At 64.0% G+C, this 14238-nt stretch carries 8 protein-coding genes; 3 read left to right on the top strand and 5 right to left on the bottom strand.

The window, feature by feature from the left end:
* The first annotated feature begins 35 nt into the window (after positions 1 to 35).
* Positions 36 to 788 carry a DNA-formamidopyrimidine glycosylase family protein gene (locus NX05_RS01615; protein ID WP_039432479.1) on the top strand — a complete coding sequence of 251 codons (753 nt, stop codon included), beginning with the start codon at positions 36 to 38 and terminating at the stop codon, positions 786 to 788.
* A 438-nt stretch (positions 789 to 1226) separates the two neighbouring features.
* Positions 1227 to 2138 (top strand): hypothetical protein, encoded by a 912-nt coding sequence (locus NX05_RS01620; protein ID WP_170962543.1) that lies wholly within the window; start codon positions 1227 to 1229, stop codon positions 2136 to 2138.
* Between the two features lie 354 nt (positions 2139 to 2492).
* Here the strand turns inward: NX05_RS01620 and NX05_RS01625 are convergent, their stop codons facing one another.
* Both NX05_RS01625 and NX05_RS01630 read right to left on the bottom strand, forming a co-directional pair.
* Positions 2493 to 3422, bottom strand: coding sequence for a GAF domain-containing protein (locus tag NX05_RS01625; protein ID WP_039432486.1), 930 nt, complete (start codon positions 3420 to 3422; stop codon positions 2493 to 2495).
* A gap of 562 nt (positions 3423 to 3984) precedes the next feature.
* Positions 3985 to 6864, bottom strand: a complete 2880-nt coding sequence (locus NX05_RS01630; RefSeq protein ID WP_039432488.1) for a M16 family metallopeptidase — start codon at positions 6862 to 6864, stop codon at positions 3985 to 3987.
* A gap of 251 nt (positions 6865 to 7115) precedes the next feature.
* On the opposite strand from NX05_RS01630, the gene NX05_RS01635 reads away from it, so the two are divergent.
* Positions 7116 to 9734, top strand: coding sequence for a PAS domain S-box protein (locus NX05_RS01635; protein WP_039432491.1), 2619 nt, complete (start codon positions 7116 to 7118; stop codon positions 9732 to 9734).
* 116 nt (positions 9735 to 9850) lie between these two features.
* On the opposite strand, the gene NX05_RS25140 is transcribed toward NX05_RS01635, so the two are convergent.
* The 3 genes from NX05_RS25140 to NX05_RS01650 form a co-directional block, all read right to left on the bottom strand.
* Entirely contained in the window at positions 9851 to 9982 is a 132-nt protein-coding gene (locus NX05_RS25140; RefSeq protein ID WP_259677505.1) for a hypothetical protein, read from the bottom strand.
* A gap of 191 nt (positions 9983 to 10173) precedes the next feature.
* Positions 10174 to 12360, bottom strand: coding sequence for a methyl-accepting chemotaxis protein (locus tag NX05_RS01645; protein ID WP_039432527.1), 2187 nt, complete (start codon positions 12358 to 12360; stop codon positions 10174 to 10176).
* A 396-nt stretch (positions 12361 to 12756) separates the two neighbouring features.
* Positions 12757 to 14187, bottom strand: coding sequence for a glycoside hydrolase family 5 protein (locus NX05_RS01650; protein WP_039432494.1), 1431 nt, complete (start codon positions 14185 to 14187; stop codon positions 12757 to 12759).
* Positions 14188 to 14238 lie beyond the last annotated feature (51 nt).

Genomic DNA, 14238 nt, shown 5'->3' on the forward strand with positions numbered 1-14238 from the left:
ACGGTCGAATCACGAGCCGCTTCGATACTGGGCGCATGCCAGAAGGTCCCTCACTTGTCATCCTGCGCGAAGACACCGAAGCGTTTGTCGGCCGCAAAATCCTGCGCGTGTCCGGCAACAGCAAGCAGGACATCGCACGTCTGGATCAGCAGAAAGTGCTGGCGCTGCGCAGCTGGGGCAAACACTTCTTGATCGAATGCGCAAACTTCAGCGTGCGCATCCACTTTCTGTTGTTCGGCAGCTATCGCATTAACGAAGACAAACCCAGCGCGGTGCCGCGCTTGTGCCTGGAATTTTCCAAACGCCAGCGGTTGAATTTCTATGCGTGCTCGGTGCAGTTCATCGAGCGCCCGCTCGACCAGGTGTACGACTGGACGGCGGACGTGATGAATCCGCTGTGGGATGCTGCGCAGGCACGTCGCAAGCTACGCGCTATGCCCGGCATGCTGGCCGCCGATGCATTGCTCGACCAGACCATCTTTGCTGGCGTGGGTAACATCATCAAGAACGAGGTGCTGCACCGCATCCGTGTGCATCCGGAGAGCACGGTGGGCGCGTTGCCTGCGCGCAAACTGGGCGAACTGGTCACCCAGGCACGTGACTACAGTTTCGATTTCTACACCTGGAAAAAAGCCTTCGTGCTGAAGAAGCATTACCAGGTGCACACCAAGACCAGCTGCCCGCGCGATGGCGCACCGCTGCAGTACCGCAAGCACTTGGGCAAGGCCGGGCGTCGCGCATTTTTCTGCGAGGTGTGCCAGCGCCTGTACCACACCGAAGAGGCGTGATGTATGCGTAGGCGCCTTGGAAAACGGGGCGGGCGGTTGGGTTGGTGAGTGCTTGCTGATCGGTTTGTGGTCGGTCGGCGTCAGCCCGTACGGGCGCAGGTATGGGGTTCGCTTGCGGTGGGCCTGCGCATCAGAGCCAACGATCTGTTTCCCTGGTTTCTTGACTGCGTTATGCCGGATGCGCCAATCCACTCGCGCCTGCCTGCGGCTCAATGTGAATGGCGGCTGGCCCTTTCCGGCCAGACAACGAATTTCAAACGCGCGCCCGCGCCGCGCCCGCTAGATTTGCGCCTCGCACACCGGGGTTCACCGGGTGGCACCCGCCCTCTCATCTCACCGGTCTCCCGCATTGTGACTACCAGCAGGAAGGAAGCGCTTGTCCCGCATGTCGCCGCTGTCGCATGCACGGGCGCCATCCTGTTCTTTCTTGCCTGCCTGTTGCTTTACATGCCGCCGCCGCGCGAAACCCCGCAACACGACGACACGTTGCAGGTGTATTTCGTGCCGCGGCCGCAAGAAACCCCTCCGGCTCCGCCGGAACCGCCGCAGGAACCAGCGCGTAAACCGCGCGCTGCTTCCGCATCGGCTGCACACACGGCGCCGCCACCCACGCGCACGCCACCGCCGCCGCGGCAGGTGGCTGCCGCTAATGCGCCGGCCAACGACTCCATGGCGGCTCAGCTGTATACCCGCGACGGGCGTCTGCGCATGGCGCAGGCCGACCCAATGGCGCAAACCGGCAGCGCGGTGCCGCCGGGCATGACTGACGAGCGCGCGCAGGCCAAGGCGCGCAACGTGATGGAACGGGGCACCCCGGTGCAGTACCAGGAAACCCGTTTCGCCAAGGACTGGAAGAGCGACGGCACGCTGGGCGATGTGGCGATGCAGGAAATGAATCGCGGCATGAAGAAGTTCAACGACATGCTCAATGGGCCGCAGACCCAGGTCGCCAAGGCGCGTCCGCCGCCGGACGTGCGCTTTAATCCCGCACTGGCCGGCAACCAGGCTGAGATGGGTAGCGAGGCGACCGGCGATGCGTATAAATCGGCGCCGATCGCGCACGAAACCCTGCCCGACCTCAAGGGCGAAGCCAGCCGTCGCATTCGCGAGGCGTTGGCAGCCCTGGAACAACGCAGCGCGCGCTGCGATGCGTCCAAGCGCAAATCGCTGTTATCGCCTGTGCGCACGCACCTGTCGGATCTGGAGCGTGCCGAGCACGCCTTGAACAACGGCGCCGACCCGGTGATGGCCGCGCAGATGCTGCCGCGTCAAGCCGACAGCGCTTACGACCTGGCCCGCCGCGCGCTGTGGTACGCCGATCGCCAGTTGAAGCAGTGCGCGCTGGGGTAAGGGGCGGGTGTGTGCGTTACTGTGTAGACGCAGCGCGCAAGGCCGCAGTGTCATCGCGAAGGTGAGCAATGCAGTGCCGCCGTACCCTCACCCCAACTCCCGTTCCACGCCCCGGCCCGCGCTTGCGGCGCGGGCACTCCAAGGCACGCACGCGGTGGCGTGCAAGCGGTGCTTTTCGTCCCGCAGGGAGAGGGGCTTCAATCGCTTCCGTTTTGCCTTTCAATTCACACCAAGCGACTAGGGCAATCCATCGCGGTACAGCGCAGCGCTGACGCCTTGCTTTAGGCCCCTCTCCTTGCGGGAGAGGGGCTGGGGTGAGGGGACTTCTGCGAAGCAGCAGAGCAGTTCGCAGCCTCAGGCCAGGCTCTGCCGGTAACGATCCTTTTCGATACTCAGCGCAACTTCGGCGCGTAGAAACACCTGGCCGACCGGCTCGTCCGGACGAGTGGATTGCGCTTCTCCCAGCAAGACCGTCAGGCCTAACGCATGTTGTTGCTGGGCGATCTCACGCAGGCCTTGCAGAGTGCGCTCGGCGTCGGGGCCTCGCAGCACGGCGATGAATTCCGCACTGTCGGTCACACGGTCGATGCTGTTGCCGGGCCCCTGCACCAACGCCGCGAATGCCTGGTCGAGCTGCTGCAAATTGCGCCCGAGCAGACGCTCGCTCTGGCGTTCGGCGAGTGCGGCCAGTTCCTGCACTTCCAGAATCACCAGGTGGTAGCCGGTGTCGGCAACCGCCTGGCTGGCGACCGGGACGACCGGCTGCAGGATGGCATCGCGCTCCAGTTGCAGTTCGCGCTTGCGCTCGTCGAGCAGGCGCATGGCCACCCGCGCGAGTGCCTGCAGACCAGTGCGTTGAATGTCGGTGAGGGTGCGTGGCTCGGTGTCGAGCACGCAGACCGTGCCTAATGCCACGCCGTCTGCGGTGACCAGCGGCATGCCGGCATAGAAGCGCGCGCCGGTGTCGCCAGTGACCACCGAGATATTGGCGAACCGGCTATCCTGGCGCAGGTCGGGCACTTCCATCAGCTGCTCGGGGCTGCGGATTGCGTGGTCGCACAAGGCCTGGCTGCGGTCGGTCTGCTGCAGGCCCAAACCCAGCTGGGCCTTAAACCATTGGCGGTCGCGGTCCACCAGCGACATCAGCGCGATCGGTGTGCCGCACAGGGAAGCAGCGACCTGCACGACGTCCTGATAGGTGTCCTCCGGCAGGCTGTCGACGATGCGATAGCCGTCCAGGACTTGTTGGCGAGAGGCTTCGTCAGCCATGGGCATGTCCTTCATCGAATAAGCCAGGCGGGCGCGAACGAGGAAGCCACAAGGATACTGGCAGCGCCGGTAATGCGGCGTGGATGTTGCTACGCGGAGGGGGCGGGCTGGTAGGCCAGCGCGGCGTGACGAGTGCAACGGATAAATTGGTGTTGCGTGCCGATTGGGCAGGTCTTTGTCCTGACAAACACAGGCCGCCTAGTCAACGGGGGCTATGGACACAGCACGCCTTGCGCGTCTGCCATGGCGTTGCGGCAGGGATGACATCGCGTCGGCTGTGCAAGCCTGACGGCGGCTCGCCAGTTTCGGCGCTGCTTCAAACCACGCAGCACGCTGGAAGCCCGCTGCGCCCTTGCTGCTGTCGAACACGGTTGCGAGCATCAATCGGCGGGGAGCGCGCCGTGCGGCTCAGTGTCTTGGCATTGCAGCAACTTGGAGATGTAACACCAAGCTGCACGACTACCTGGCGAATCGGTGACAAGTACCGCGCCTGGCACACCCACACGCCGCATCAACCTGGCCCCCGCCAGCACCGGCTACGCTGCGTGCAGTAGCGCAGCCGGTGCAACAGGTGCGATCAGCGCTTGACCGGCTTGCCGTCCACGTCCAGCACCTGCACCTCGCCCAGTTTGAGCGCACGCACCGGGGCTTCGATCTTCTTCAGGTCGCCGACGATCACCCAGGTCATCGCCTCGGGCTTGATGATCTGCTTGATGGCCTTTTGCGCAGCCGGCTGGTCGATCGCTTCCAGGCGCGGCTTGAGCGTCTGCACGTAGTCGTCGGGTCGGTCGAACTGCACGATGCCTTCGATCGCACCCAGCACCGCGTCGGTGGTCTCGTAGCTGCCGGGCAGGGCACGGATGCGCTGGTTCTTGATCTTCTCGATCTCATCCGTGGTCAGCGGCTTGTCGCCGATGATGGCGGTCGCCTCCTTGAAGATCTCGTTGGCCGATTCGGCGGTCTTGTCGGTCTGCACCGGTGCCGAGAACAGATACGGCCGCTGGCCCTGCGCATCCATCATGCGGGTGCCGGCGCCATAGGCCCAGCGCTTGTTCTCGCGCAGATTCATGTTCAAGCGCGAGGTGAAGGTGCCACCGAAGGCGCCGTTTGCCACACCAATCGCCAGGTTATCCGGCGCCTTGGTGGACGGGGCCAGCAAGCCGGCCAGAATCACCGACTGCGGTGCGTCTGGGCGGTTGATCAGGTACACGCGCGGCTTGGGCTGAGCAGCGACATTGGCCAGGTTCTTCTTCGGCAACGCGGTGGTCGGTGCCTTCCAGTCGCCGAAGACGGCGTCGAGCTGCGGAATGATCTGCGCCAGCGTGGTGTCGCCGGCGACCAGGATGCGCAGGTTGTCCGGACGCAGCCATTGGCTGTGGAAGTTCTTCAGATCCTGCGCGTTGAGGCTTTTGATTGCGGCCTCGGTGCCGCTGCCGGTGAGTGGGACGCCGTACGGGTGCTTGTCGCCGAACAGCAACGGCGGCAACGCGCGCAGCGCCAGGCTGTTGGGCTGGGTCTTTTCCTGGGCAATGCCGGACAGCCACTGGCCGCGGATGCGTTCGATGTCGGCGGCCTTGAATGCGGGGTTGCGCACGATGTCGGAGAACAACTGCAGCGACGGCTGCAGCTGGTCGTTGAGCGCATCCAGCGAAGCGCTGCAGCTGTCCAGATCGCAGCCGACTGCGGTAATCGCACCCAAGCGCTGGCGGCGCTGCGCCACCTCCACCGAATCCAGCGCGGTGGTGCTCTCGTTCATCAGTGCGGCGCTGAAGCTGGCGGTGCCGAGCTTGCCGCCCTGGTCGGCAGCGTAGCCGGCGTCGAACAGCAACTCCACCTGGGTGACCGGGATGGTGTGGCGTTCGGCCAGGATCACTTCGATGCCGTTGTTCAACTTGCCGCGCTGCAGTTTCGGGAAGCTCAGGCCCGGGAACTGATCGGTCTGCGGCACGCCCTTGCTGCGATCCAGCGTGGAGGCGGTGACCTTGAACGTGCCTGCAGCCGGCAGCTTCGGCGCCGGCTTGCCGGCTTCTTCGCCACGCGCGACCACCGCCTTGTCTTCGGCGGCCGGATCGAAGTCCTTGCCGGCCGGCAGCACGGTCAACAGGTAATCGCCCTTGCCGAACCACGTGGCCGACGCCTGTTTGACGCTGTCCACGGTCGCTGCCTGGACGCGCTGCAGATCTTTCTTATAGGCACCAGGGTCGCCGCGATAGACCTGGCCCTCGGCCAGGATCACTGCCTTGCCGCTGAAGCCGCCGACCTTTTCCAGCCCGCGCACGAAGCCGGCACGGTAGGCCACCTGTGCGCGCTGCAGTTCGTCGGCGGTCGGGCCCTGGGCGGTGAACTTCTTGAGTTCTTCGTCGATGACCTTCTCGACCTTGGCCGGGTCCACCCCGTCCTTCACGTCGGCCATGATCTGCACCTGGCTGGACAGCGCAAACGGCTGCACCGAGGCGGAAACGTCGTCCACCAGGTTGTCCTGATAGACCAGGCGCTGATACAGCCGCGAGGTCTTGCCGCCGCCAAGCACGGTGGTGGCCAGATCCAGCTGGATCATGTCGTCGCTGCCCAGCTGCGGTGCGGCCCAGGTGCGGTAGATGCGCGGCTGCGAAACATGGTCGTGCTGCACGCCGCGCGTCTGCGCCGCCAGCGGGGTTACCCACGGCTGCTGGCGCGCCACCGGCTTGCCGGACGGAATATCGCCGAAGTACTGCAGGGCCTTGGCGCGCGCCTGTGCCACGGTGATGTCGCCGGCCAGCACCAGGGTGGTGTTGGCGGCGCCGTAGTTGTCGTTGAACCACTGTTTGACGTCGGCCAGCGAGGCCGCGTCCAGGTCTTCCATCGAGCCGATGGTGTTGTGCTGGTAGGGGTGGTTGGCCGGGAACAGGTTGGACAGGATGTTCTGGTCCACGCGGCCATATGGGCGGTTCTCGCCCTGGCGCTTTTCGTTCTGCACCACGCCGCGCTGGGTGTCGAGTTCCTGCTGGCCGATGGCGCCGAGCAGGTGGCCCATGCGGTCCGATTCCAGCCACAGCGCGGTATCCAGCGCGGTGGTCGGCACGGTTTCGAAATAGTTGGTGCGGTCGAACCAGGTGGTGCCGTTCATGTCGGTGGTGCCGACCTTTTCCAGCGGCGCAAAGAAACTGCCCTTGTTGTTTTCCGAGCCGGAGAACATCAGGTGCTCGAACAGGTGCGCAAAGCCGGTCTTGCCGGCCGGCTCGTCGCCGGAGCCGATGTGGTACCAGATGCTGACCGCCACCACCGGCGCCTTGTGGTCTTCGTGCACCACCACGGTCAGACCGTTGGGCAGGGTGAAGCGGGTATAGGCGATGTCGGGAATGGCGCTGCTGGCCGTGCTCTTGGACAGGCTGGCCGGGGCAGCGGCAACGGCGGGGGCAACGGAACCGGCGGCGACGCCGAGCACACCGGCGATCAACAAGGACAGCGGACGCAGCATGTGACACTCCAGAACAGGACAATCGGCCGAGGGTAGTGGCTGCTTGGCGGCGCCGCAAATGCTGATGGGCAGGGGGGGCGGGGGTTTCCTGCGGATGCAACGGTCAAGCCGTCAGCAATGCCGGCCGGCTTCGTCAGATTCTAGATTTAGCTTGGCTGAGCGAGCTCGACCTGTCGCCGCTCAAGTTGCTCGTCGCCTCGCCGTTACTTGGGGCGACCTACCTTGACCAGACGCTACCCGCCGATCACGCCATGACCGTCCTGTTACCGCCCGTGCCGATCCCTGCCGACGACGCCTTGCGCGTGGACGCGGTGCGCCGGCTGGAGGCACTGAACACTGAAGCCGAGGCCGAATTCGACGACATCGCCTGGCTGGCCGCGCACGTCACCGGCGCGCCGATGGCGTTGGTGTCGTTGCTGGATGCCGACCGCCAGTGGTTCAAGGCGCGCTGCGGCACCGATTTGGAAGGCACGCCGCGTAATGCTTCGTTTTGCTCCTACGCGATCATGGGCACCGAGTTGATGGAAGTGCCCGATGCCGAAGCCGACCCGCGCTTCGTCAACAACCCGTTGGTGATTGCCGCCCCCGGCGTGCGCTCGTACGCAGGGGTGCCGTTGATCGGGCGCGAAGGCTACGCCTACGGCACTTTGTGCACGCTCAGCACCAAGCCGCGCGTGCTCGACGAGAACCAGAAGCAGGCCTTGATCCGCCTTGCGCGGCAGGCATCCAACCAGTTGGAAGCGCGTCGCGACCGCTTGGAAGCGCAGGCGCAGCGGCAGACCTTGAGCATGTTGCTGGAAGCCATGCCCGACGGCGTGGTGGCCTGCGGCACCGACGGATTGCTGCGCGAGTTCAATCACGCCGCCCGGCAATGGCATGGCACCGACCCGCGCCTGTTGCCACCGGCGCAATGGGCGCTGCATTTCGATCTATACACCGCCGACGGCAACAGCCTGCTGCCCACCGACGCCATCCCGCTGCTGCGTGCGTGGCGCGGCGAGCATGTGCGCAATGCCGAGCTGGTGATCCGCGCCACCGGCCAGCCGCCGCGCAGCGTGCTGTGTAACGCAGACCCGGTGGTCAGCGAGAAGGGCACGGCATTGGGCGCGGTCTGCGTGATGCACGACATCACCCAGCTCAAGGATGCCTCGGCTGCACTGGCCGGCGAACGCGCGCGGCTGCAGGCACTGGTGGACGCGTCGCAAGACGTGGCCATCATGGCGTTTGACCCGCAGTGCCGTCTGGAACTGTTCAATCCCGGTGCCGAGCGCTTGCTCGGTTACCGCGCCGACGAGGTGCTGGGCACGTGCCCGGCACGGTTCCATCTGCCGGCCGAACTCGAGCGGCATATGGCGACGCTGGCGTTGTCGCCACCGTCGTACCTGGAATTGGCCGCCGCCGCCGCTGGCGATGTGCTGGCCGAGGAACTGTGGACATTGGTACGCAAGGACGGCGACCTACGTCGCGTGCGCCTGTGTTTCAACGTCATCCATGACGCGCAGCAAGGCCTGGCCGGGTATCTGGCAATGGCCATCGACGTCACCGCTGAATTGCAGGCGCAAGCCGCCGCGCAGTTGGCCGCCGAGCGCTTCACCGGTGCATTCGAAACCGCGCCACAAGGCATGGCTATCGTCTCGCTGGAAGGGCAATGGCGCGACGTCAATCCGGCGTTGTGCGGCATCCTGGGCTATTCGCGCGAGCAGTTGTTGCGCACGAACTTCCAGCAGATCACCCATCCCGATGATCTGGAAATGGACCTGCAACTGGTGCAGGACCTGATCGACGGCAAACGCGACAGTTACAGCCTGGGCAAGCGCTACATCAGCCAGCAGGGCGCGGTGATCTGGGCGCAGCTGTCGCTGTCGCTGGTGCGCGACAGCAGCGGTGCGCCCGTGCATTTCGTCTCGCAGATCCAGGATGTGACCGAGCGCCATGTAGCGGCCGAACGGCTGGCCGAAAGCGAAGCGCACCTGCGCGCGATCAGTGACGCCACGCCCACCTTGGTGGCCCAGTTCGATGCCGGGCAGCGCTACCTGTTCGCCAATCAAGCGCATCGCGCCTGGCTCGGTATGGAACCTGCCAGTCTGGTCGGTCGCCATATCACGCAGGTGTTGGGCGAAAACCTCAGCACCGCCGCGCGTGCCGCATTGGCACAGGCGGTGGCCGGGCAACGCGCCAGCTTCGAACATGTCTTGCGTGGCGGCACCAGCCCGCGCGATGTAGAAGTGACCCTGGTGCCGGAAACGCATGGCGCTGCGACGCCAACGCAGGGCTTCTTCCTGATGGCGCACGATGTCACTGCGCACAAGACACTGCACCGTTTGATGCACGAACGCGCCACCCGCGATGCATTGACCGGCCTGCCGAATCGGCATGCCTGGTCCGAAGCGCTGCAGGTGGCGGTTGCGCAGGCGCAGGCGCAGGCGCAACCGCAACCGCAACCGCAACCGCAACCGCAGCAGCTAGCAGTGGCGGTGATGTTCTTGGATCTGGACGGCTTCAAACGCATCAACGACACCTACAGCCACCGCGCCGGCGATGCGGTATTGGTGGCGTTCGGCAATTGCCTGCAACGCGCGGTTGGCGAGCGCTATCTGGTGGCACGCCTGGCCGGCGACGAATTCGTGGTGTTGCTGGATGCGCTGCAGGATCCGCAGGCCGAATGCGCCGCGGTGGCCGACCGTATCCGCACGCTGGCGGCGGAAGGCGCCCTATTCGGCGACCAGCATCTACCGATCCAGCCCAGCATCGGTGTGGCCTGGCAACACGGCGTACAGGCCGAGGCGGCCAGCCTGATGCATGCCGCTGATGAGGCGATGTATGCAGCCAAGCGCGCGCGGCGGCCAGCTGGGCAGACATCGCGGCAGTAAGCGCTGTGTGTTGCTGGCGCAAGCCAATGCGTTGCTGCTGCTGACGCGTGCGCATGCCTGGCGCGAATCGCTGACTTCCAACTCTCGACTCTCAACGCCCAGCAGCGTTCGCGTTGTTACAACTCAACGATGCCCGCGTTCTTGCCAACGAAAGAGTGATAGCGCTGGCTGACGCCGACTCCGGCATCTTGCGCGATGCGGTTGGTGCGCAGGCGCTCTGTCCCGTGGTTTTCCAGTGCACCCGCCATTGCTTTTAGCAGGGCAGCAATGCTGTATTTGGACCGCCACTGCCGCGCAACCTTGCATGGACGCGCGGATGCACGGCAGATGGTTTTTTCGTCACAAGCCAGGGTCATCAGTCGCGGCGACCGCCGCGCATCCTACCGAGATCGACTGCCACGCAGGGGCCAGAGCCCGCGTGCGCGGCAGGCGATTGCGCTTACGCGCGCAGCCTTTCGTCGTGCGCGGTTTTTGCAGCGGTCGCTGTCTTCGCAGTGGCGAGTGTGTGCGCTGCGCTGCGTGCCTGCGGCCGCGCGGTGTCCGATACCAACCGGAACACTGCCACGGCGCGGGTCAGGTCCGCTGCCTGGTCTTCCATGCTGCGCGCCGCCGCGGTGGCTTCTTCCACCAGTGCGGCGTTTTGCTGGGTCATTTCGTCCAGCTGCATCACCGTGGTGCTGACCTGTTCGATGCCGGCACTTTGTTCGGTGCTGGCGGCGGTGATCTCGGCCATGATGTCGGTCACGCGTTTCACCGAGCTGACCACGTCGGTCATGGTGCTGCCGGCCTGTTGCACCAACTCCGAGCCTTGCGCCACTTTCTCAACCGAATCGGAAATCAGCTGTTTGATCTCCTTGGCGGCACCGGCCGAGCGCTGCGCCAGGGCGCGCACTTCGGTGGCGACCACGGCAAAACCACGTCCCTGTTCGCCGGCGCGTGCCGCTTCCACGGCTGCATTCAAGGCCAGGATATTGGTCTGGAAGGCGATGCCGTCGATGACCCCGATGATGTCGGAAATGCGCGCCGACGATTGCGTGATCGCCTGCATGGTGCTGACCACTTCCTGCACCACGCGGCCGCCGCTTTCGGCCACTTCGCCGGTGCCCTTGACCAGTTGGTTGGCCTGGCGTGCGTTGTCGGCGTTCTGGCGTACGGTGGAGGTGAGTTCTTCCATCGAAGCGGCGGTTTCTTCCAGATTCGCCGCCTGGTGTTCGGTACGCGTGGACAGATCGGCATTGCCGCTGGCAATCTCACCTGCCGCGGTGTTGATCATCTCGGCCGATTGCTGGATGCCCTGCACGATGCTGGTCAATTGAATCGCGGTGCGGTTAGCCGCATCGGCCAACCGGCCAAACGCGCCTTCGTAATGCGACTCGACGCGCTGCGACAGATCGCCGTCCGCGATCGCGGCCATGATGCGGCCCACATCGTCCAGCCCCGCATCGGCCTGCTGCATCAGGCCGTTCAAGGCCTGCACCATTTCCGCAAACGCGAATTGATAGCGCGATTGATCGCCACGTGCAGAGAAATCGCCGTGCGCGGCGGCATCGGCCAGACGTGCGATATCGCTGTTGATCGCCGACAGATTCTCTTTGACCGTATCCAGCGCCTGATGCAAGGCTGCGCGCTGGCCGGGCAGGCGGCGCATGTCGCGGCGTAGATCGCCACGGCCGTAGTCGCTCATCACGTCCATGGCTTCATTGATGGCGTCCAGGTGTTCGAACACCACCGTGTTGACGCCGTGCGCCAGCGTGCCGTAATCGCCGGGGAAATCTTCCGGAATGCGATGCGCGATTTTTTCGCCCTGCTGCAGGCCGATCATGGTCTGCATTTCGCCATTGAAGCGCTGCAGCTGGTTCTGCATCTGCTGCATGCTGTGCATCAGCTGACCGGTTTCATCGCGCGATTCCACGCGGATGTCGTTGTCGAAGCGGCCCGAAGCGATTGCCTCTGCAGTGCGCGAGGCGGCGCGTAGCGGTGCCGCCATGGCCGAGGCGATCAACCAGCACAGCCCGATCACCAGTGCCACCAGGGCACCGCCAATCAAGGTCAAGGTGCGCGTGAATCCCCATGCCTGCACTTGAATGTCTTCGGCATACACGCCCATCACTAGCACCCAGTTCCAGGCCGGGAATTTCTCGGCGTAGCTGATTTTCGGTAACTGCTCCTTCTTGCCCGGCTTGGGCGCGTCGTAATAGCTGAAGCCATCGCCGCTGTCGATGGCGGTCTTGATGTCGCGATACACGTATTGCCCGGCATCGCTCTTGTAGTCGGTCATGTCGCTGCCGACCGGGCGCTTGGGATGCATCAGGATGCGCATCTGCGGGTCGACGATGAAAAAGTAATCCACGCCATCGTTGGTGCGCATGTCGGCCAACGTGGTGCGTGCGGCTTCCTTGGCTTGCTCAAGGCTCAGTTCGCCGGCTTTGACCTTGTCGGCGTAGTGCTGCATCACGGTCAGGCCCATCTCGACCTCGGTCTTGACGCTGAGCTTGCGCGCTTCAACCAGATCCAGATATTGCAACCGTGCGGCGGCCACCGCCAGCAGAATCACACCCACGGTCAATAGCGTGCACAACAGGACGAATTTACGGGTGAGCGGGAGATTGGCAACGTAACGACGCAACATGGAAACGACGGGCATGACAACGACATCCAAAACGCGCACAAGCGCCATGGGTTGGATAGCGGCTGATGTACGCTGGTGTTGAACGTTATCTGCGGCCGCGCCTGCTTATTTAAGGCATTTATTGCATAACGACGCGATGGCGATGTAAGTACGCAGCGCCATTGGGTGCGATGCGCATGATCGAACACAACGCATCGCACGCAATGGCGCGCTTGTCCTATCTACTCTGTCCTGTGACTGCTGCGGTGTCCCGAAGACATCTGCTGTGTTCGGCCTGCTTGCAAGACGGTGCAGCGATCAGCCGCCCTGCAGGACAGCTCAGATCGTGCAACGCAGACTGCGAAAGTCTGCGCTGCACTAGCCGGCGCGCTGCATGCTTTTACTGCATGTTGATCAACCTGCCGCGCAGAAGCCGAACTCGGCCGTTGCACCGGCAGCCAGGGTGCGATTGAAGTCCACACCGCTGGCCTGCAGTGCGCTGCCGCTCTGCGACCAGGTTACATTCCAGGCGTTGTTGACGGTGCCGGTGACCGTCAGCGAGATCGACCACGTGCCGCTGGCGGTACCGGTATTGGTGACCTGCACGCGATTGCAGTAGCCGCCGTTCCACTTGCTGTCGGGGATCACCTTGGTGCTGAAGTCAGCGCCCGGCGTTGGCGTTGGCGTGGGGGTCGGAGTTGGCGTCGGAGTTGGCGTCGGTTTGGTGTTGCTTGCCGCGCCCCATAGCGTCCGCAACAAGGTCATCTTGTCTTCGCGCACCGTGGTCCAATCGTCGCGCAGGATGCCGCCGGTACCGTCGCTATTGGGGTTCCACGCCCAATAGAGCCCCTGGTTGATGCCTTTGCTGCGCAGGTACTTCACCAGTGCGTCTTGCCAGACCTTGTCGCGCGGATCGCCTTCGCCGTACTTGCCGCCGAATTCGCCGAGCAGCAGGGCGTAACTTCCGGCGAACTGGCCGAAGTGACGCTCCCAAATAAGTGGCATGTTGTTGGGGAAGTCGCTGTCGTTGAAGTATGACTGCACATACACGTCCGGGCCGTACACATGCGGTACCAGCAACAGCCGGTTGGCCGGAATGTTGAGCTTGGTGCAGGCCAGCGGCTGCAGGTTGCCGCCCCAAAAGATGCCGCCATTGGTGGAGCAGACCGGGTTGTCGGTGATGCCTTCCACAGCAATGATCCACTTTGGTGCCACCGCAAGCACAGCGGCAGAACCGCGCTCGGCGGCCTTGTTCCAGTCGGTGGCGGCGTTGCCCGTGCCCCAGGTCGCGGCGCCGTGCGGCTCGTTCTTCAAATCCACGCCGATCACGCTCGGCACGTTCTTGTAGCGGTTGGCGACAAAGCGCAGATCGTTCAGCCATTGCGCTTCGGAATACGAATCGGTGTACCACAGCTCTGAAATGGAACCGCAATCGGGACTGTGGTTATCCAGCAATACATACATGCCGCGTGCGTTGAATTCGTTGATCACTTTGTCGAGAATCTGTAACGAGCTCAGGCCCTGCAAGTCGGCATTGCGGCTGTAGTCGATGCTGGTGGGCATGGTGTCGCTACGCAGCGTGGCCGGGCAGAACGGCAGGCGCACCGCGTTGAAGCCCAGGCCCTGCATCTGGTCGATCATATCTTTCCAGTTGCGTACCCACAGGCCATGAATGACATGGTTGCTGGTCTCGAAGCCGAACACGTTCACGCCCTTGAGCTGAACCACCTTGCCCTTGTCGTTGACGATCTTGTTTTTGCTGACCGAATAGCTGAAAGCCGGAGCGGCGGTTAGCGCTAACATCGTTGCAAATGCGAGCGTACTTGCAGCCTTGAAGATGGACATGATGTCTCCTGGTTAAGCGAGCTCGACAGTCGAGCTCGCTGAGGGGGCATC

Origin of the sequence: Xanthomonas vasicola (genome assembly GCF_000772705.2) — a bacterium.
Classification (GTDB): domain Bacteria; phylum Pseudomonadota; class Gammaproteobacteria; order Xanthomonadales; family Xanthomonadaceae; genus Xanthomonas; species Xanthomonas vasicola.